17 protein-coding genes are annotated in these 18,090 nt (G+C 71.0%); 11 read left to right on the forward strand and 6 right to left on the reverse strand.

Going from position 1 to position 18,090, the window contains the following annotated elements; genetic code table 11:
• Nucleotides 1-47: 47 nt before the first annotated feature.
• A complete protein-coding gene (gene gltX, locus AC16DP_RS05370) occupies nucleotides 48-1,487 on the reverse strand; it encodes a glutamate--tRNA ligase (RefSeq protein WP_329732659.1) in 1,440 nt (479 codons plus the stop codon).
• Between the two features lie 120 nt (nucleotides 1,488-1,607).
• Between gltX and AC16DP_RS05375 the strand changes: the two genes are divergently transcribed.
• From AC16DP_RS05375 to AC16DP_RS05390, 4 genes are read left to right on the forward strand one after another with little or no spacing between them, the layout of a single operon-like run.
• On the forward strand, nucleotides 1,608-2,198 hold the full coding sequence (locus AC16DP_RS05375; RefSeq protein WP_329732658.1) for a hypothetical protein: 591 nt from the start codon (nucleotides 1,608-1,610) through the stop codon (nucleotides 2,196-2,198).
• Nucleotides 2,195-3,109, forward strand: a complete 915-nt coding sequence (locus AC16DP_RS05380; RefSeq protein WP_329732657.1) for a myxosortase-dependent metalloprotease, MXAN_2677/MXAN_2678 family — start codon at nucleotides 2,195-2,197, stop codon at nucleotides 3,107-3,109. Before AC16DP_RS05375 ends, AC16DP_RS05380 begins: the two co-directional genes overlap by 4 nt.
• On the forward strand, nucleotides 3,079-4,050 hold the full coding sequence (locus AC16DP_RS05385; protein ID WP_329732656.1) for a myxosortase-dependent metalloprotease, MXAN_2677/MXAN_2678 family: 972 nt from the start codon (nucleotides 3,079-3,081) through the stop codon (nucleotides 4,048-4,050). Before AC16DP_RS05380 ends, AC16DP_RS05385 begins: the two co-directional genes overlap by 31 nt.
• Nucleotides 4,051-4,078: 28 nt before the next feature.
• A complete protein-coding gene (locus AC16DP_RS05390) occupies nucleotides 4,079-4,777 on the forward strand; it encodes an HAD family hydrolase (RefSeq protein WP_329732655.1) in 699 nt (232 codons plus the stop codon).
• Nucleotides 4,778-4,927: 150 nt separating this feature from the next.
• On the opposite strand, the gene AC16DP_RS05395 is transcribed toward AC16DP_RS05390, so the two are convergent.
• Entirely contained in the window at nucleotides 4,928-6,940 is a 2,013-nt protein-coding gene (locus AC16DP_RS05395; protein ID WP_329732654.1) for a TonB family protein, read from the reverse strand.
• Between the two features lie 233 nt (nucleotides 6,941-7,173).
• On the opposite strand from AC16DP_RS05395, the gene AC16DP_RS05400 reads away from it, so the two are divergent.
• From AC16DP_RS05400 to AC16DP_RS05430, 7 genes are all read left to right on the forward strand, one after another.
• Nucleotides 7,174-7,740 (forward strand): chemotaxis protein CheW, encoded by a 567-nt coding sequence (locus tag AC16DP_RS05400; protein ID WP_329732653.1) that lies wholly within the window; start codon nucleotides 7,174-7,176, stop codon nucleotides 7,738-7,740.
• Nucleotides 7,737-9,167: a CheR family methyltransferase gene (locus tag AC16DP_RS05405; protein ID WP_329732652.1), complete on the forward strand. Its 1,431-nt coding sequence runs from the start codon at nucleotides 7,737-7,739 to the stop codon at nucleotides 9,165-9,167. Before AC16DP_RS05400 ends, AC16DP_RS05405 begins: the two co-directional genes overlap by 4 nt.
• Nucleotides 9,168-9,195: 28 nt before the next feature.
• On the forward strand, nucleotides 9,196-10,809 hold the full coding sequence (locus tag AC16DP_RS05410) for a methyl-accepting chemotaxis protein (protein WP_329732651.1): 1,614 nt from the start codon (nucleotides 9,196-9,198) through the stop codon (nucleotides 10,807-10,809).
• Between the two features lie 31 nt (nucleotides 10,810-10,840).
• The gene (locus tag AC16DP_RS05415; RefSeq protein ID WP_047858980.1) at nucleotides 10,841-11,218 is read left to right on the forward strand and encodes a response regulator; all 378 of its coding nucleotides are present in this window, start codon (nucleotides 10,841-10,843) and stop codon (nucleotides 11,216-11,218) included.
• A 9-nt stretch (nucleotides 11,219-11,227) separates the two neighbouring features.
• A complete protein-coding gene (locus tag AC16DP_RS05420) occupies nucleotides 11,228-11,806 on the forward strand; it encodes a chemotaxis protein CheW (RefSeq protein ID WP_329732650.1) in 579 nt (192 codons plus the stop codon).
• Nucleotides 11,807-11,818: 12 nt separating this feature from the next.
• The gene (locus AC16DP_RS05425) at nucleotides 11,819-14,344 is read left to right on the forward strand and encodes a hybrid sensor histidine kinase/response regulator (protein ID WP_329732649.1); all 2,526 of its coding nucleotides are present in this window, start codon (nucleotides 11,819-11,821) and stop codon (nucleotides 14,342-14,344) included.
• A gap of 90 nt (nucleotides 14,345-14,434) precedes the next feature.
• The gene (locus tag AC16DP_RS05430) at nucleotides 14,435-15,064 is read left to right on the forward strand and encodes a DedA family protein (RefSeq protein WP_329732648.1); all 630 of its coding nucleotides are present in this window, start codon (nucleotides 14,435-14,437) and stop codon (nucleotides 15,062-15,064) included.
• A gap of 28 nt (nucleotides 15,065-15,092) precedes the next feature.
• Here AC16DP_RS05430 and AC16DP_RS05435 read toward each other — a convergent pair whose 3' ends face one another.
• The 4 genes from AC16DP_RS05435 to AC16DP_RS05450 all read right to left on the reverse strand — a co-directional run bounded on the left by AC16DP_RS05435 (nucleotide 15,093) and on the right by AC16DP_RS05450 (nucleotide 17,894).
• Nucleotides 15,093-15,875 (reverse strand): alpha/beta fold hydrolase, encoded by a 783-nt coding sequence (locus tag AC16DP_RS05435; protein ID WP_329732647.1) that lies wholly within the window; start codon nucleotides 15,873-15,875, stop codon nucleotides 15,093-15,095.
• A gap of 119 nt (nucleotides 15,876-15,994) precedes the next feature.
• Nucleotides 15,995-16,354: a hypothetical protein gene (locus tag AC16DP_RS05440; protein ID WP_329732646.1), complete on the reverse strand. Its 360-nt coding sequence runs from the start codon at nucleotides 16,352-16,354 to the stop codon at nucleotides 15,995-15,997.
• On the reverse strand, nucleotides 16,351-16,902 hold the full coding sequence (locus tag AC16DP_RS05445) for a YaeQ family protein (RefSeq protein WP_329732645.1): 552 nt from the start codon (nucleotides 16,900-16,902) through the stop codon (nucleotides 16,351-16,353). Before AC16DP_RS05445 ends, AC16DP_RS05440 begins: the two co-directional genes overlap by 4 nt.
• 23 nt (nucleotides 16,903-16,925) lie before the next feature.
• Nucleotides 16,926-17,894 (reverse strand): histidine kinase dimerization/phospho-acceptor domain-containing protein, encoded by a 969-nt coding sequence (locus AC16DP_RS05450; RefSeq protein WP_329732644.1) that lies wholly within the window; start codon nucleotides 17,892-17,894, stop codon nucleotides 16,926-16,928.
• Nucleotides 17,895-18,090 lie beyond the last annotated feature (196 nt).

Below are 18,090 nucleotides of genomic sequence, written 5' to 3' on the forward strand. Positions count from 1 at the left end.
GGCGGAGGTGTCCACCCCAACCTGTGGGCCCTGTTGAGGGCAGGTGACTACGGCCGGGCCAGCGCCGCGTCCAGGCGGTGGAGCGTCTCCTCGCGGCCCAGCAGCTCGAGCGTCTCGCCGATGCCCGGGCTCACCGTTCCGCCGGTGGCCGCCACGCGCACCGGCTGGGCCACCTTGCCCATGCCCACGCCGGCCTGCTCGCTCACCTTCTTCACCACCTCGTCCAGCGCGGCGGCGCTCCACTGCGGCAGCGCGGCCACCTGCTCGCGCACCTGGGTGAGCAGTGGCTTGGACTCGGCGGTGAGGTGCTTGGCCGCGGCCTTCTCGTCCAGCGTCACGCCGTGCTGGAAGTACTTGAGGGCCATGTCCGCCATCTCCTGCAGCGTCTTGGCGCGCTCGCGGAAGGCCATCACCACGCGCTCCAGCCGCGGGTCTCCCGCCTTCACCTGCACGTCCCGGGCGGCGAGGAAGTTCACCAGCTGCTCGGCCACCACCGCGGGAGGCAACATCTTGAGCCACTGCTGGTTGAGCCACATCAGCTTGTCCGGGCTCCACACGCCGGAGGTGGTGCCCACGTGGTCGAAGTCGAACCACTCCACCATCTGCTCGCGCGAGATGACCTCGTCGTTGCCGTGGCTCCAGCCCAGGCGGATGACGTAGTTGCTCAGCGCCTCGGCCAGCACGCCGTTGCGCTTGTGCAGCATCACGTCCGCCTCGGGGTGCTTGCGCTTGGAGAGCTTCTCGCGGTCCGGCCCGAGGATGAGCGGGAAGTGGGCGAACTCGGGCGGCTTCCACCCGAAGGCCTGGTACAGCATCAGCTGCGGGAAGGTGGAGTTGACGTGCTCCTGCCCGCGCCCCACCAGGGTGATGTCCATGGTGCGGTCGTCGATGACGCAGCCGTAGTTGTAGAGGGGGATGCCGTCCGCGCGCATCATCACCCAGTCATCCAGGTCCGAGTACTGCTTGGTGATGGGCCCGAGCACCTTGTCGTTGAACGTCACCTGACCCTCGCCATCCGGCATGCGGAAGCGGATGACGGCGGTGCGGCCCTCGGGGATGTCCTTGCGGTCGCGGCAGGTGCCCTCGTACTTGTAGGTGCCCGGCTTGCCCGTGGCCTTCTCCACCGCGGCGCGCCGCGCGTCGATCTCCTCGCGCGTGCAGTAACAGCGGTAGGCCTTGCCCTCGGCGATGAGCTGGTCCGCGTACTTCTTGTAGAGCTCCAGGCGCTGCGTCTGGAAGTAGGGCGCCACGGGGCCCTCCTTGCCCGGACCCTCGTCCCAGTCGATGCCCAGCCAGGTGAGCCCGTCGAGGATGGCCTTCACGGACTCCGGCGTGGAGCGCTCCTGGTCCGTGTCCTCGATGCGCAGGATGAACACACCCCCGTGGCGCTTGGCGTAGAGGTAGTTGAAGAGGGCGGTACGGGCGCCTCCGATGTGCAGGTAGCCGGTCGGAGACGGAGCGAAGCGGACGCGAGGAACAGGAGCCATATCGAAGGGGCGCGGATAGCAGGAGCGGGCTTGGGTGGTCAACGAGCGGCCGGGACTGGCCGTCTTCGCTGCCCGCGGCCCGGCCAATGCATTAGACTGCCGCGCACCGAGGGCTCTTGCATGAAACTTCACACCGCGCTCCGCGCGCTCCTGCCGTTCGTCCTACTGCTCTCCCTGGCGGCGAGCGCCACCACGATGCTGAGGGCGGACCTGCCGGAGCTCGCCCAGTCCTCCGATGCCATCGTCCACGGCACCGTGCGCCGGGTGGAAAGCCGGTGGAGCGGCGATGGACGCCGAATCATCACGGATGTGGAAATCCAGGTCACCGAGGCCCTGAAGGGGCAGGCGAGCGGCACGGTGCTCGTCACCCAGCCGGGTGGGCGGGTAGGCGACATCGGGCAGCGGGTGAGTGGCCTCGCCGCCTTCACCCCCGGGGAGGAGGTCGTCGTCTTCCTGGAGCGCCACGGCAAGCAGGCCTTCCGCGTGTCGGGCATGGTCCAGGGCAAGTACCAGGTGCAGCGCTCGGAGGATGGCAAGAGCGCCATGGCCGTGCCGGAGCCCACCGGTGACGTGCTCCTGCTGGACCGGGACTCGCGCCAGCCCACCCCCTCCTCGCAGCGCTCCATGTCGCTGCCGGAACTCAAGGCCGCCATCCGCACCGCGCTCGAGCAGAAGCCGGCTCCCACGCGCGCCCAGGAGAAGCGGCCGTGATCGTCGCCTCGCTCCTGGTCTCGCTCGCCCTCGGGCAGAGTGCGCCCTTCATCCGCAGCCGCGTGAATACGGCCGCGGATGCGCAGTGCCTCTTCTGGACGGTGCCCACCCTCAACTGGCAGCTCAGCAGCGTGGGCAACCCGAACACCAGCACGGAGGAGCAGAAGCAGAAGGAGTTCGCGGCCATCCGGCGCTCCTTCCAGAGCTGGCAGTCCATCTTCGACTCCTGCGGCAACCTCCGCTTCTCCGAGGGCTCCCCCGTGGATGACCGCAAGGTGGGCTACGAGCTGAAGGGGGACAACCGCAACCTCGTCCTCTTCCGCTCCCGGCGCTGCGCGGACTTCGTCCCCTCCGACAACAAGTGCTGGGACGAGGAGACGTGCGGCAACGACTTCGACTGCTGGGACAGCAACCCGGACACCATCGGCCTCACGCTCACCACCTACGACGAGAAGTCCGGCATCATCTACGACTCGGACATCCAGCTGAACGCGAGCGGCTTCGTCTTCACCACCGTGGATCCGCCCGCGCCCATCTGCTCGCGGCCCGTCAGCACCAACCCCGGCACCTGCATCGCCACCGACGTGCAGAACACCATGACGCACGAGATCGGCCACCTGATCGGCCTGGACCACACCCGGGCGCTCGGCTCCGTCATGAACCCGAGTGCCCCCCAGGGTGAGGTGTCCAAGCGCACCATCGACGAGGGCTCCGCCGACTTCGTGTGCGAGACGTACCCGAGGGGCCAGGCCAGCCAGAGCTGTGCCTCGCCCTCGCTGGAGCGCAGCGGGACCGCCACCGTGCTGGGTCCGCATGCCGGGTGCTCGAGCTCCGGCGCCGGGGCCTGGTGGCCCGCGATGATGGGAGGGGCCCTGCTCGCGTGGCGCCGCCGCCGGAGCAGCCGCCGATGATGCGCTCCTCGCCGTGGCTCGCCCTCGTGGCGCTCGTCCTCTGCGCGCCCGGGGCCGAGGCCCAGCGGTACCAGCGCACCCTGGTGCCCGGGCGGCCCTACTGTGTCCTCTGGCCCGGCCGTGACTTCGTGTACCGGTTCGATGCCGCCGGCAGCCGCCGCACGCCCGGGGACTCCGAGTTCGCTTCGCTCGAGGCCGCGTTCTCCTCCTGGCGCGCGGTGTCCGCCACCTGCAGCGACTTCACCTTCACCCGCGGGCCGGACATCCAGAATCCCCGGGTGGGGTACGTGCGGGACAGCCAGGATCCCAACGCCAACGAGAACGTCATCACCTTCCGCGAGGTGGACTGCAACGACATCGTCCCGCCGGAAGATCCGTGCCTCGAGTCCGACACCTGCTCCAACGTCTACGCCTGCTGGGACCACGGCGCCGCCGTCATCGGGCTGACCACCACCACCTTCAGCTACCGCACCGCCTACATCCTCGACGCCGATGTCGAGTTCAACGCCAGCGTCAACGGCCGGGGCTTCCTCTTCACCACCGTGGACTCGCCGATGTGCGAGGGCGCGCAGTCCACCGACTGTGTCGTCACGGACGTCCAGAACACCGCGACCCACGAGTTCGGTCACGTGGTGGGGTTGGACCACGTGTCCGAGCTCGGCTCCACCATGGAGCCCACCGCGCCGCCGGGGGAGACCCACAAACGCATCATCGACGCGGGCAGCGCCGCCGGCTTCTGCCAGGCCTACCCCCGGGGCCTGCCGCCCACCCAGTGCGTCGGGCCCGAGCCCGGCCGTCACTTCCAGGCCATTTCGCAAGGCCCCGGCATTGGGTGCGGCGCGGCGCCCGAGGCCCTGTTTCCCACGGCGGCGTTGCTGGGACTGCTCTCGCTCGGCCGGCGGAGGAAGCGGCCAGCCAGGCGTGATGGAGCGGACTCCTGACGCTGGAGTGATTAAAGAAGGGGGGCCCATGGCCATCGCCTTCTTCGACCTGGACAAGACGCTGCTCGCGGTGAACTCGGGTTCCCTGTGGATCCGCCGCGAGCTCGCCCTGGGCCACATCTCCCGCATGCAGGCGATGCGCGCCAGCCTGTGGCTCGCCCGCTACCACATGGGCCGCGTCTCCATGCAGGACGCGCTGCTCCAGGCCATGTCCCATCTCCAGGGCCGCGACGAGCAGCCCATCCGCGAGCGCACCATCCGCTTCTACGAGGAGCTGGTCCGCTCGCAGTACCGCCCCGGTGCCCTGCGCGCCCTCGAGGAGCACCGCTCGGCCGGGGACAGGCTCGTCCTGCTCACCTCGTCCTCCGGTTATATGTCCGAGCTGGTGGCCCGCGACCTGGGCCTGGATGCCATCCTCTGCAACCGCCTCGAGGTGGATGCCGCCGGCTGCTACACCGGGCGCCCCCTGGGCGAGGTGTGCTTCGGCGAGGGCAAGCGCTCCCATGCCCAGGCCCATGCCGCCGAGGCCGGTGTCCCGCTGTCCTCGTGCGCCTTCTACACGGACTCGTACTCGGACCTGCCCGTGATGGAGGTGGTGGGCCGCCCCGTGGCCGTCCACCCGGATCGCCGCCTGCGCCGCGAGGCCCTGCGGCGCGGCTGGCCCGTGGTGGATTGGGGGACGCCCGAGGCGGCGGGGGCCGTGGCCCTCGAGTTCCCCTCACAGTGAGGCATCACTCGTAGTCGACTACGAGTGGTGTAGGTTGATGTGCCACATCAATCGTAGTCGACTACGAGTGATGGTGTTCAAGGCGCTCATACCCTCACCCCGACCCTCTCCCAGAGGGAGGAGTGGGGGTGAGCGAGGAGGGGAGGCGGCTCAGCGGCGGCGCGGCGCCACCAGCCGGATGTTGAAGACGTAGTCCACCGCCACCGGCTTGCCCTGCAGCTGGATGGGCTTGTAGGTGCGCGACTGCAGCGACTGCACCACCGCCTCGTTCATGTGCGGCAGGCCCTTGATGACCCGGCAGTTCTCCACCTGGCCCTTCTTGGTGATGGTGCACTTCACCACCATCGTCCCCTCCACGCGGGCCGCCAGCGCCTCGCGCGTGTAGACGATGTCCTTGCCCTGCAGCTCCACCGGACGCGGCATGCCCTCCTGGAAGGGCACCGGCCCGTCTCCCGTGGGCGCCAGGCCCTTGGACAGCGCCAGCACCGGCACCGCCAGGCCTCCACCCGCGGGCTCCGCCGCCGGCTTCTGCTCCGCCTGCTTCGGCGCCGCTCCGGGCACCGGCGCCGGAGGCGGCTCCGACTCCAGCATCACCGGCGCAGACATGGAGCCCAGCGCCGTCACCGTGGAGTTCCGTCCCTCGGTGCCCGAGGCATGCTCCACCTGGTTCCTCGAGGAGGACGCGACCCGGCTGCCCCCGCGCGCACGCTGCAGCTTCTGGGAGAACACCACGTCACCCGAGCCGCCCGTGATGACCGTCTCCGTCTGGTAGCCGTCGAGCGAGAAGGTGAGCTCGGCGGTGACCGTGTCCTGGCCCTTCTCCTTGGGAATCTCCAGCAGCAGCGGCGTCGTGCCGCGCTCCTCGCCCCTGTAGACGACGCGCGCCCCCGTGGGCTGGCTCATCAGCCGGAAGCGCACCACCTGAGCCGCCGCCTTCTCCTCGGGCGCCGTCACCTGCGCCGCCGCCACCGGCTCCTGCTTGGGCTCCGCGCGCGTGAAGACCCCAGAGGACCACAGCAGCCCGCCCGTGAGGGCCACGGCGATGCCTCCGCCCACCAGCCCTCCCAGCAGCAGCGTGCGCCGGCGGGTCTTCTGCATGTCCGGCGGCACCACCACGCTGATGTCCACCGCCAGCGTGTTGTTCTCCGCCCCGTTGTCCCCGGTGATGCCCGCGAAGAGCGGCGTCTTGTGCGGACCCGTGGTGTTCTGCCCACCCGGCCGCTTGAAGATGCCGCTGTGTCCGCCCGCGGCCATGCTGGCCCCGCGCATCGCCTCCAGCAGCTCCTCCATCGTCTGGAAGCGGCGCGCTGGATCCTTCTCCAGGCACCTGCGCACCAGCAGCTCGATGTCCGGCGGCACCTGCACGTCCGGCCTCACCGAGCTGAACGCGGGGGGCGGCTCCTTGTGGTGCGCGAAGATGAGCTCGATGTGATCCTTCGAGACGAACGGCGGCCGCCCCACCAGCATCTGGTAGAGCATCACCCCCAGCGAGTACACGTCGCTGCGGATGTCCGCCTCGTTGCGCGCCTGCTCCGGCGCCATGTACGCCGGCGAGCCCAGGAAGGTGCCGCTCTGGGTGATCTCCGGGTTGGGCGCGTCCTCGGTGGGGGCGATCGACTTCACCAGCCCGAAGTCCAGCACCTTCACGAGATCCTGATCGGACTCGTTGAGGACCATGATGTTGGCCGGCTTCAAGTCCCGGTGCACCACGCCCAGGTTGTGGGCCTCGCGCAGTGAGCGGCAGATCTGCTGGGCGATGCTCAGCGCGCGCGCCCAGGGCAGGGGACCGGTCTCCGCCAGGAGCTGGCCGAGCGTGCGGCCCTCCAGGTACTCCATGGCGATGTAGTAGATGCCGTCGTCCGTCTGCCCGTAGTCGATCACCGTCACCGTGTTGGGGTGGCGGAGCTTGGAGGACAGCGAGGCCTCGCGCAGGAAGCGCTTCTGGAAGCCCGGATCCTTGCTGGTGGGGAAGTTGGGGTTGAGCACCTTGAGCGCGACCACCCGATCCAGGGGGGTCTGCTGGGCCCGGTAGACCCGTCCCATGCCTCCGACGCCGATCGGCTCGAGGATGCTGAAACGGCCGTTGAGCGTTCGCCCGATGAGAGGATCCGAGCCACCATCGCCCGGTCCCTGCGAGTCGCCCTGCGAGTCGCCGGTCACCATTTTCTTTATGCTCCCCCGGTCTTGGCCTGGGTCGGAACCATCCGCACGGCCTCCCATGAAACCACATCTCCCGGAAACACGCGACCTGTCGAGGGGGGCGCCTGCCCGGTTCCTGTCCTCCCAACTCCACCGCGTGCCCGGCGAGCAGCCGGATGTGAGCCCCGCATTGACGGGTCCCGCAATGTCGGACTACCGTCCAATCCTCTTCCCGCATGGACCCCAGCGGGCTCGCGATGGTCGATTCCCCTCCGATGACAGCGGCTGAAGCCCAGGCGAGGCGTGCGTCGGTGCAGAAGCGCCTGGCGCAGGTGGAAGAGGAGATCGTCCGGCTCCGGCGCGAGCTGGCCACGCTCGGCGTGGATCAGCGGCTGCCCGGCCTCTACCTCACGGTGGAGGTGGCCGGTACCACCGCATTGCTGCCCGTCGAGGCGGTGATGGAGGTGGTGCGGCTGGTGGCCATCGAGCCCCTGCCGGCGGCGCTCCCCCATGTGCGCGGCACCATGCTCTACCGGGGCACTCCCGCGGTGGTGGTGGACCTGGCCGCCATGCTCGGCGTGCGCCGGGAGCCGGACCTGGACGCGCACCTGGTCATCTGTGGGGGCGCCCGCACGGTGGCCGTCCTCGTGGATCGGGTGCGCGACCTGGTCGAGTCCCCGGTGCTGGTGGAGGGCTCCGTCTCCGGAGAGTCCACCCACGCCTGGGATGGGACGGGGTTGATGGCGGGCCTGTGCCGCACGCCCGAGGGCATCCGCCCGCTGCTGCGCGCCTCGGCCATCCTGGCCGTTCCGGAGGGGGCGTGAAGGACACGGTGCGCGTGGAGCGCCTCGACGAGGCGACCCTGGGCGGGCTCGAGTCCGTGCTGCGCATCGCGTGCGGCATGGTGCTGGCCCCCAGTGTGCGGCCCTCGTTGGGGACCGCCCTCACGCGCGCCGCCGAGTCCCAGGGACTCCCCACCGCCGACTTCCTCCAGCGGCTGCTGGCCCGCGACACCGCGGCGGTGGAGGCCTTCATCGGCTACGCCGTCATCGGCGAGACCTACTTCTTCCGCCACCCGGAGCAGCTGCGCGAGCTGGCCCGCATGGCTCCCTCCCACCCCGGCCCCTTCCTGGTGTGGAGCGCCGGGTGCGCCAGCGGCGAGGAGCCCTACAGCATCGCCATGACGCTGCTGGCCGCGGGCCTGCCTCCCGAGTCCATCCGCGTGGTGGGCACGGACGTGTCCGGGCGGGCCCTGGAGCGGGCCCGGCAGGCCACCTACTCCCCCTGGTCCGTGCGGCGCATGGAGCCCGAGCTGGAGCGCCGCTTCCTCACCATCCGCCCGGAGGCCGTCAGCGTCCCCCCCGAGGTCCGCGCCCGGGTGGAGTTCCGCCGGCACAACCTGGTCACGGATCCGCCGCCCGTGTCCGGTGCCCAGGCCGTCTTCTGCCGCAACGTCCTCATCTACTTCCCCCCGGAGGTCATCCCCACGGTGCTGGAGCGGCTCGTCCGGGCGCTGGCCCCCGGTGGCTGGCTCTTCCTCGCCCCCGCCGAGGTGCCCTTCGCCAAGGGCATGGGCCTGGAGGAGCGCGAGGTGGAGGGCATGCCCGTGTTGTGCAAGCCCGTCCCCGGTGAGCGCGTCACCCCTCGGGCCGCCCGCCCCGCGCCCCTCCGGGTGCTCGCCCCCCGTGCCCCCACCAGCCCGCTGCGGCGCGTGCAGACGCCCACCCGCGCCACCCCGGCCACCGAGGCGCCCGCCCCCGCGGCCGCTCCCGTGGCCCAGGCCCTCCGGGCAGGCCCGGCCATGACGCCCCCGCCGCTCCCCCCGGCGCCTGGCGGGACGGGCACCCCCGTGGCGGACTCGCTGGAGCAGGCCCTGGCCGCCGCGCGCGCCGGCCAGTTCGACGTGGCCGAGGAGTTCGCCCGCCTGGCCGCTCGCGAGCTGTCCCCCGAGGCCTACCTGCTGCTGGCCATGGTGGCCGAAGGCCGGGAGGACGTGCAGGGGGCCGTGGCCGCGGTTCGCAAGGCGCTCTATCTGGAGCCTCAACTGGCCATCGGTCATGCGATGCTCGTGGCGTTGTATGGGCGGCTGGGTCAGCCCGAGGAGGCGGAGCGGGCCCGCCGGAACGCCCTCCGGGCGCTGGAAGGACTGGATGACGAACACGTGCTGCGCGGAGTGGAGGCGATGACGGCGGGGGGGTTGCGGCGCGCGCTCGTTCCGGGCGTGAGGATGGGAAAGTCGGGTGCGCGATGAGCTTGGAGGAGCTGTGGAAGTCACTGGCATGAAACCGCCCGAGATCCAAAGGCTGGACATGCGCCGGCTCAGCCTGAGGACCAAGATCCTGGCCATCACCGGCGTGTCGGGCGCGCTGGTGACGGCCGTGCTCGTCGCCGTCTTCTCGTTCCAGATGCGCGAGTCGCTCAAGGTGGAGTTCGCCAAGCGCGCCGCGGCGGCCAGCCAGGAGCTGGCCCACCACCTGGGCACCGCCACCTGGTCCCGGGACGAGGAGGGCCTGCGGCTGGCCACGGCCATCACCCTGCGCAGCAACCCCAACATGGCGTACGTGGTGGTGCGCGATCGGCAGGGAGAGCTCCTCGGCCACGCCGAGGTGCAGCGCCTGGTGAACCCGGCGATGCTGCCGGCCCTGCCCGAGGACGCCCCCGCCCGCCGCGAGCTGTCCGTGGGCAAGCGGCCGGTGCTGGAGACGTCCGCCCCCATCTACTTCGAGCCGCGCGGCCCCCGGACCGAGGGCGGCTCCCAGCCGCGGGAGCTCGTGGGCTCGGTGCAGGTGGGCCTGGAGCTGGACGTGCTGGAGGAGGCCGTCCAGAGCATGGCCGTGCGCGCCCTCGGCCTGGGCCTGCTGGCGCTCGCCGTGTGCCTGCTGGGCGTGGCCGCGCTGTGCCGCGTGCTCATCGTCCCGCTGGAGCGCCTGGCGCGCGCGGCGGCCGGCATGGCCTCGGGAGACCTGCGGCAGCAGATCGACGCCAGCGGCAGCGACGAGGTGGGAGACCTGGCGCGCAGCATCGCCACCATGGCGGAGATGCTCACCAACCTCCTCAAGGACCTGCGCGGCGCGGCGGCGGACATGGAGCGCGAGGCCACCAACGTGCTGGCCACCTCCTCGCAGCAGTCCGCCATGGCCAACGAGCAGGCCTCCGCCATCCACGAGACGGGCGCCACCGTGGCGGAGATCGCCCAGACGTCCAAGCAGGCCACCTCCTTCGCGGACACCGTCATCAGCGGCACCAGCCGCTCGGATGCCCTGGGCGCCGATGGCCAGAAGGTCGTCGACGAGAGCGTGGCCGCCATGGAGAAGCTCAGCGAGCAGGTGAAGGCCATCGCCCTCGCCATCACCGACCTCAACGAGCAGACGCTCCAGATTGGCGACATCATCACCACCGTGAAGGACGTGGCCGAGCAGTCCAACCTGCTGGCGCTCAACGCCTCCATCGAGGCGGCCAAGGCGGGAGATCAGGGCCGCGGCTTCGCGGTGGTGGCCATGGAGATGCGCACCCTGGCCGAGCAGTCGAAGATGGCCGCCAACCAGGTGCGCGCCCTGCTGGGCGAGGTGCAGAAGGGCACCCGCGCCGCCGTGTCGGCCACCGAGGAGGGCAGCCGCCGCGCCCTGGCCGCCATGGAGCTGGCCCAGAGCGCCGGGGCCGCCATCAAGGGCCTGTCCGACGTCATCCGGGACTCCTCGGGTGCCGCCCGGCAGATCGCCGGCAATACCCGGCAGCAGACCATCGGCGTGGAGCAGATCGCCGCGGCGATGAACGAGTTGACCATCGCCATGCAGGACAACGTGGAGGGCACCAAGCGCATCGAACAGGTGGCCGGTAACCTCTCCAATCTTTCCAAGCGCTTCTCCGACCTCGTCGGGAAGTACCAGCTGTGACCGGGGGCGTGTTCGTGGAGGCAAGGGACGTATGAAGGTTCTGATCGTCGAGGACACGAAGACCATCACCAACCTCATCCAGGTGTACCTGATGGGGTGGGGGCTGGAGTTCTTCGAAGCGAGTAACGGAGTGCAGGGACTGGCGCGCGCCCGGGAGATCAAGCCGGATCTGATCATCTCGGACGTGCAGATGCCGGAGATGGACGGGTTCGCCCTGTGCGCGGCCGTCCGCGCCGACCCCATCCTCTTCTCCACGCCCTTCGTGATGCTGACGTCGCTCAAGGATGACGCGAGCCGGCAGCGCGGACGGCTGGTGGGTGCGAGCGCCTTCCTCAACAAGCCCGTGGCGGTGGATGACCTGCGCGAGAAGGTGCGCAGCATCCTGAAGCTTCCCGCCAGCAAGTACTGACGAGGGGTCATGGCCGGCGACCAGTCGCGCGAGAAGATCGACTACACGGCCCTGCGCCGCAAGCTGGACGAGGCGCAGGCGGTGCTCGAGGGCGCCCAGGTGCTCAGCCCGGAGCGGCGCCGCGAGGTGCTGGCCGAGCGTGCGCGCGCGCTGGCCGAGTCGCGCCATGAGGAGCGGCGCGAGACGTTGTCGGTGCTCGCCTTCCGCGTGGGCGGTGAGCGCTATGCCGTGCCCATCGACGCGGTGGACCACGTGCTGGAATCCAAGGGCCTGTGCCCGCTGCCGGGCGCCCCGCGCCACGTGCTGGGCGCGCTGGTGTCGCGCTCGCGCGTGGTGCCGGTGCTGGACTTGCGGCAGGTGCTCGGCCTGGAAGGAGGCGGCATGTCCGACCTGACGCGCGTGGTGGTGGTCGAAGTGTCCGAGGAGTTCTTCGGACTGGCGGCCGAAGAGGTGGATGGACGGCAGGAGCTGCCTCGCGCGGACCTGTCGCACCCGCCGCCTGGACCTTTCACGTTCCTCACCCGGGAGCGGTTGATGGTGCTGGACCTCGTCCAGCTCAGCGATCCCGCGGTCGTGGGGCGGGGCTAGGGCGAGGGACGAATGGATCCTCGGGTTCTGCGGAGCCTCTGGCCCATCTTCGCCGCGGAGACGCGCGAGCAGCTGCAGACCATCGGCACCGCGGTGCTGGGGCTGGAGCAGGGCTCGGCCGATCAATCGGCCGAGCAGCTCATCGCGCTCAAGCGGGAGGTGCACAGCCTCAAGGGGTCCGCGGCCAGTCTGGGCCTGGCGGACATCGAGCAGTTGATGCACGCCCTCGAGGACGGGCTGGCGCGCTGCGCTCCCGGCCATGTGCCGCCTCCCGGACTGGTGGAGACGACGCTGCGGATCCTCTCGGCCATGGAGGCGGCGCTCAACCGCGGTGACGCGGGCGAGATGCCGGCCATCGAGGGCCTGGGGCCGCTGCTGGCCGCGCTCGGGCGCGGTGGCTTCGAGCAGGCCCCCGAGGTGAAGGCCAACAAGGTGCCGGCGCAGTTCCGGCGCGACGGCCTGCAGACGCTCGAGAAGCTGGAGACGTCGCTGACGCGGCTGTGCTCGCCGGGCCTGGAGGACCGCCCCGGTGCCGTCTGGGAGGCGGTGGGCCTGGCCGAGCTGCTGAAGGCCGCGGCCAACACCGCCGGCATCTCCGCCGTGGAGTCGCTGGCGAGCTCCGTGCGGGCGGGTTTCGCGCGCATGGAGGAGGCGGGCGTCGGGGCCAGCGTGGCGGCCTCGGACATCGCGGGCTCGCTGGTGCAGCTGCGCGGCGCCCTGGAGTCGCTCTCCGAGGAGACGCCGGCCGAGCCCGCGGCGGCCCCGGCCGAGCCCGAGGTGACGGCACGCTCGGCGGCCGGCCGGCGCCAGCAGGACATGGACCGGGCGGTGCGCGTGTCCGTGCGGACGCTCGACTCGCTGGCGCTCCAGGTGGAGCAACTCGCGGCGGGCCGGGCACAGCAGCTGCGCCGCGCCGAGGCCCACCGCGAGCTGTTGGAGCAGACGCACCAGGCCCTGCTGCAGCTGGAGCGCGCGGCGCAGCAGCTGGCGCTCTCCGGAGGCGGCGGCGCGCTGGAGTCGCTGCGCGCGGGCGTGGGACAGGTGCGCGGCGTGCAGAAGCGGCTGGTGCAGCTGTCCAAGGACGTGCACCGCGAGGGCGAGCAGCTGGCGCTGGTGGCCCAGGTGGTGCGCGACGACCTGCGCGATCTCCGCATGGTGCCGGCCTCGCAGGTGCTGGAGCCGCTCAAGCGCACGGTGCGCGAGCTGGCGGCGCGGTTGGGCAAGGACGTGGAGCTGGTGCTCGCCGGGGGCGACGTGCGCATCGACCGGCGCATCGTCGACGTGCTGAAGGATCCGCTGCAGCACCTGGTGCGCAACGCGCTGGACCACGGCATCGAGACGGCGGCGCAGCGCACGGCCGCGGGCAAGCCGCCGCGCGGACTGCTCACGGTGCGCGTGGAGCCCCGGGGCACGCGTCTGGCGGTGGTGGTGGAGGACGACGGCGGAGGCCTGTCGCCGGAGAACGTGAGGGCCACGGCCGTGCGCCGCGGGCTGCTCACCGAGGCGGAGGCCGCCAAGCTCACCGAGATGCAGGCCGCGCGGCTCGTCTTCGAGCCGGGCTTCTCCACGAGGGATCAGGTGACGGAGACGTCCGGCCGCGGCGTGGGCCTGGACGTGGTGCAGACCACCGCCACGCGGCTGCAGGGCGCGGTGGACCTCTCCTACGAGAAGGGCAATGGCACGCGCTTCACCATCGACCTGCCGCTGATTCTCGCGGGCGCGCTGGGGCTGCTGGTGCGCACGGGCACGGCGGTGGTGGCCATTCCCTCGGACGCGGTGGAGCGCGTGCTGCGCCTGTCGCCCGGGGACGTGGGCACGGTGGCCGGGCACGTGGTGGCGCGCGTGGAGGACGAGCAGCTGCCCTTCCACCCGCTCTCCACGTCCATCGGCATGCCCCGGCTGCCCCTGGCCATCGAGTCGGGCAAGCCGCAGACGGCCATGGTGCTGGCGCTCGGCGGCGTGCGCGCGGTGTTCGCCATGGACGCGGTGGTGGGTCAGCAGGAGATCGTCGTCCGCTCGCTGGGGAGGCACCTGCAGACGGTGTCGCACCTGGCCGGGGCCGCCGTGCTGGACGACGGCAGCGTGGTGCCGGTGCTCAACGCTCCCGAGCTGCTGCGCGTCGCCGCCGCTCCGGTGGTGCTGCGCGCCGCCACCGAGGTGCGCCGCTCGCACATCCTCGTGTGCGACGACGCGCTCACCACCCGCTTCGCCATCAAGTCGCTGCTGGAGATCGCCGGTTACTCGGTGGTCACGGCCGGCGATGGCGAGGAGGCGCTGGGCATCCTCGAGCGCACGCCGTGTCAGCTCGTGGTGAGTGACTGGCAGATGCCCCGGTTGGACGGCATCGGGCTCACCCGCCGCATCCGCGCCCACCCGAAGCTGTCGCACCTGCCCGTCATCCTCTGTACCTCGCTGGACAGTCCGCAGGAGCGGGCCGCCGGCCTGGAAGCGGGCGCGGACGGCTACCTCGTCAAGCGCGAGGTGGAGCGCGGCAAACTGTTGGACCTGGTCCGCCAGCTGCTCCCCTCGGGCGCCTGAAGCAGGCGAGGGGACGAGGCCCGCCCCGGAGGGTGGGTTCCCTTCTCCTCCCGTCCTGGCATGTGCATGTTGCCGGGACCAGGAGGCGGCGTGGAGGATCAGGTCGCACTATGGATCGCGGGCTTCTCGTATCCGGCGGTGTTCCTGCTCCTCCTTCTGTGCGGAGTGGGCGTGCCGCTGAGCGAGGAGCTGGTCATCATCACCGGTGGGCTGGTGGTCGCTCGCAGCGGTGCGAACCTGCCGGTGATGGTGCTCGCCGCCTACCTGGGAGTCGTGGCCGGGGATAGCATGCTGTACCGGATTGGCCGCTCGCTGGGGCCGCGGGTGTTCTCGCATCCCAAGCTGTCGAAGATGCTGACCCCGGCGCGCATCGAGCTCCTCCAGAAGCTGTTCGCGCGCAGGGGCGCGGTGGCGGTGTTCCTCGCGCGCTTCCTGCCGGGCCTGCGCGCTCCGGCGTTCCTGCTGGCGGGAGCCACCGGGCTGCCCTACCGCCGGTTCTTCCTGGCCGATGCCCTGGCGGCATGGGGTCCGGCCCTGGGGATGACGTGGCTGGGCTTCCGGTTCGGTCCCCGGGTGCTCGCGGACGTGCAGGGCGGCTTGCGGTGGCTGCTGCTCGCGGCGGTGATGGTGGCCGTGGGCGTGCTCGGCGTGCGGTGGATGCGGCGGCGGGCGGCGGTGCGCGCCACCCGCGTGGTGCAGGCTCCCGAGGGAGAGGCCTGAGGTCACTCCCACGCGGCCGCTGAGCAGCTCAGTGCTCGTGCCTGCAGCGGCCGATGAAGCGGACCAGCTCCGTGTGGAACCACTGCGGCGCGTCCAGCATCATCCAGTGACTCGTGTGCGGCAGCGTGGAGTGGGACAGCTCGGGCCGCTGGCCGGCGAACGTCTCCGGGCCGGTGCTGGCCACCAGCGCGTGGGTGGGTCCGGTGAACCGCTCGAAGGCCTCGTCCGGGTTGTAGCGGAAGAGCGACTCCATGTTGCCGGCGATGGCCTCCCGCCGCGAGGTCCTCAGCGTCTTCATGACCAGCGCGCGCGTCTTCTCCTTCGCCTCGAGGAGCAGGGGCGTGAACCAGTGCTCGTGGAAGCCGCCGTACTTCGCCTCGCTGAAGTTCTCCAGCCAGGCGTCCACCTGGGCCTTCTCATGGCGGCGCGGGTCTCCCATCGGGTCGACATAGAGAAGCCCGGCGAGCCGCTCGGGGTAGTACGAGGCGAAGGCTCCGGCCACCGCGGCCCCGAAGCCGTGGCCCACGAGGATGAACTTCTCGGGCAGCAGCGCGTCGGCGATGGCGGTGACATCCTCCACCGAGGACTCCACACCAAAGGGGCCGTGGCCACCGCCGCTCTCGCCCATGCCGCGCTGGTCGAACGAGACGCTGCGGGTCGTGAGGCCGTGCTGCGTCTCCGCCCAGTGCGTCCGGTCGGCGGCGAAGTCGTGCACGAAGAGGACGGGGATGCCGCCGTCGCCTTCGACTGTCGCCATCAGCCGCCCCGCGGGTCCGGGGACCGTCACCGTCGTCGCTTCCTTGTGCTTCATCGTGTCCGCTCCCGGCCCCCGCTATTGGCCAGGGCCATCTTCGGAGTCTGACCCAACGCGGCGGGAACGCGTAGCGGCTGGGGCTCGTGCGCTCACCTTCGAACATCGTGAGCGCGGGCCTATGCGCTTTCCGCCTCCAGCAGTGCCGCGAGGAACAGCTCGTAGGTCAGCTCGGCGACAGGCCGCTTCTCGCGGCGGGCCTGGGTGCGCAGCGCCTTGGGCAACGAGCACGGTTGGCCTTGCTCGCCATCGCGCATCTTCACGTAGCCGCGCTCGGAGAAGCCGACGACCTGCCAGCCCCGTTTGCGGAGTGCCTGGCTGAGGTCATCGGTGAGCTGGTGGTGGACGGCCTTGGCCATCGGATGCAGGCCGAAGATCTCGCTCGACCAGCCACCGTCCTCCTCGTGCCAGCCCTTCGCGCGCAGGTAGTTGGCCTTGCGCGCGAGCGAGAGTCCTCCAACGTGTCGCTCGAGCTTCACAGGGACGCGCGGGTCAGCGGACCGTCGAAGCTCTGCCCCTCGCACTCGACATAGGCGTGGTCGCCCACCAGGGTCAGCGACAGCTTGATCCGCCGGGAGTCGAAGCCGGAGAGCGCACGCAGCAGGTCGGCGTCGATCGCGGCGAGCTCTGCCTTCGCCACGCGTAGGGCCTTCGCCTCACGTGCCTCGGTGAGGAACGCCTCGAGCCGCTGCGGAGACTCGAACAGCACGGACACCTTCGCGTGCGGGTTCTGATCCACGGCGCGTTGAATCTTCACCGGGTCCGCCTTGCCCACGCGCACCCAGCTCGTGACCAGTCCGGTGTAGTCGCGGCACTCGAGGTCCGGCTCCTCGGGCTCGCCCAGACCCTTGCCGAAGGCCAGCCGCTCTTCCCACAGCCAGCAGTACGCGAACACCCGCAGCCAGACCCGCTGCATGGTCTCGGACGGGTGGCGTGCGACCTTGAAGTTCAACTGCGGCTGGTCGATCGCGCGATCGACGTGGCTCAGGGCGATCTGGAAGTCGTACAGCGTCGGAGCGAGGGTCATCGGAGCGAGCTATAGCGCATCCGCTAACCCGGGAGGCGTGGCAACACCACGGCCAGCTCGAGCCCGGGCGTCTCCTGCACGGACACCCGGGCCTGCCATCTCCGCCCGAACCGCTCCAGGGACTCGAGCGCTCTGCTCGGCAACGGCAGCTGCGTCCGAGCCCTCACGAGCAACCGCCACGCGTCCACCCCGTCCGGTGCATCCACCCACAGCTCCACCTCGGAGGCCCCGGCCCCCGACAGCAGCCGCTCCAGCGTCCGCACCAGCAGCGCCGAGCCCGTCCGCGGCATCCTCAGCAGCACCGGCCCGGGGGGCAGCTCCAGCCTCGCGGCGCCGGGCCGCCCCGGTCCAAAGGTGGCACTCAGCAACGCCCTCAAATCCTCCGCGGGAACGTCCTCGCCCGAGGGCCGCTGCTGGAGGCGGACATTCATCTCTCCCGCCGCCCGGCCCATGCGCTCGAGGTAGCGCTGCATGGACGGCGTGAGCGCGCCCGCCATGCCCTTGGTCATCATGTCGATATAGCCCTGGATCACCAGCAGCGGCGTGCGCAGGTCATGCGCCGCGCGGGACCAGGCCCGCTCCCGGTGCGCCAGCCGCTCCATCAGCCGCAGCCGCTCCAGGCGCAGCCGCTTCTGCTCGGCCCTCGCCGTGTCCTCCCGCTCCCGGCACGCCAGCAGCGCGCCGGCCAGCTCCGTCAGCCGGGCCAGGTGCTGCCGATCCGCGGGGTCCACACACGGTGTACCCAGCACCAGTGTCGTGCGCCCATGCTTCATCATCTGAAGGGGATGGGCCCGGGCCGGCACCGGCGGCGTCACGCCCGCGAGCGCCACGCACCGGCCCTCCGCGTACAGCGCGGCCCCCGGCGTCTCCGTCAGACGCACCACCGATTCCACGAGCGCAGCAAGTCCGGCCCTCGCCCCGTGGTGCAGCGCCCGCTCGGCCACGGCCGAGACTGTTCGCTCCACCTCGGAGGCGCTGACACTCCGCCCCACGCGCCACCCGCTCCAAGCACCCGCCTGCACACAGGAGGAATGGCCACGGTCGTCCCACGGCGCAACGCAGCCCTGTGTGGGAAACAAAGGCATGACGGAAGGAAAACCTTTTCCCACTCATTCCCTCCGCCACCCAACCTTTTTACTGGCCTGCGGGGATTCCCCGTCCCCAAACCCCGTATTTCCCTGTGCTTGC

This window comes from Archangium sp. (genome assembly GCF_057119385.1).

What these genes read in the sequence shown, in the direction of transcription:
- AC16DP_RS05425 (WP_329732649.1), top strand. Translation starts at nt 11,819, where the DNA reads ATGGATCCTCGGGTTCTGCGGAGCCTCTGGCCCATCTTCGCCGCGGAG.
- AC16DP_RS05395 (WP_329732654.1), bottom strand. Translation starts at nt 6,940, where the DNA reads ATGGTGACCGGCGACTCGCAGGGCGACTCGCAGGGACCGGGCGATGGT.
- AC16DP_RS05415 (WP_047858980.1), top strand. Translation starts at nt 10,841, where the DNA reads ATGAAGGTTCTGATCGTCGAGGACACGAAGACCATCACCAACCTCATC.
- AC16DP_RS05445 (WP_329732645.1), bottom strand. Translation starts at nt 16,902, where the DNA reads ATGACCCTCGCTCCGACGCTGTACGACTTCCAGATCGCCCTGAGCCAC.
- AC16DP_RS05435 (WP_329732647.1), bottom strand. Translation starts at nt 15,875, where the DNA reads ATGAAGCACAAGGAAGCGACGACGGTGACGGTCCCCGGACCCGCGGGG.
- AC16DP_RS05390 (WP_329732655.1), top strand. Translation starts at nt 4,079, where the DNA reads ATGGCCATCGCCTTCTTCGACCTGGACAAGACGCTGCTCGCGGTGAAC.
- AC16DP_RS05375 (WP_329732658.1), top strand. Translation starts at nt 1,608, where the DNA reads ATGAAACTTCACACCGCGCTCCGCGCGCTCCTGCCGTTCGTCCTACTG.
- gltX (WP_329732659.1), bottom strand. Translation starts at nt 1,487, where the DNA reads ATGGCTCCTGTTCCTCGCGTCCGCTTCGCTCCGTCTCCGACCGGCTAC.
- AC16DP_RS05400 (WP_329732653.1), top strand. Translation starts at nt 7,174, where the DNA reads ATGGTCGATTCCCCTCCGATGACAGCGGCTGAAGCCCAGGCGAGGCGT.
- AC16DP_RS05410 (WP_329732651.1), top strand. Translation starts at nt 9,196, where the DNA reads ATGAAACCGCCCGAGATCCAAAGGCTGGACATGCGCCGGCTCAGCCTG.
- AC16DP_RS05420 (WP_329732650.1), top strand. Translation starts at nt 11,228, where the DNA reads ATGGCCGGCGACCAGTCGCGCGAGAAGATCGACTACACGGCCCTGCGC.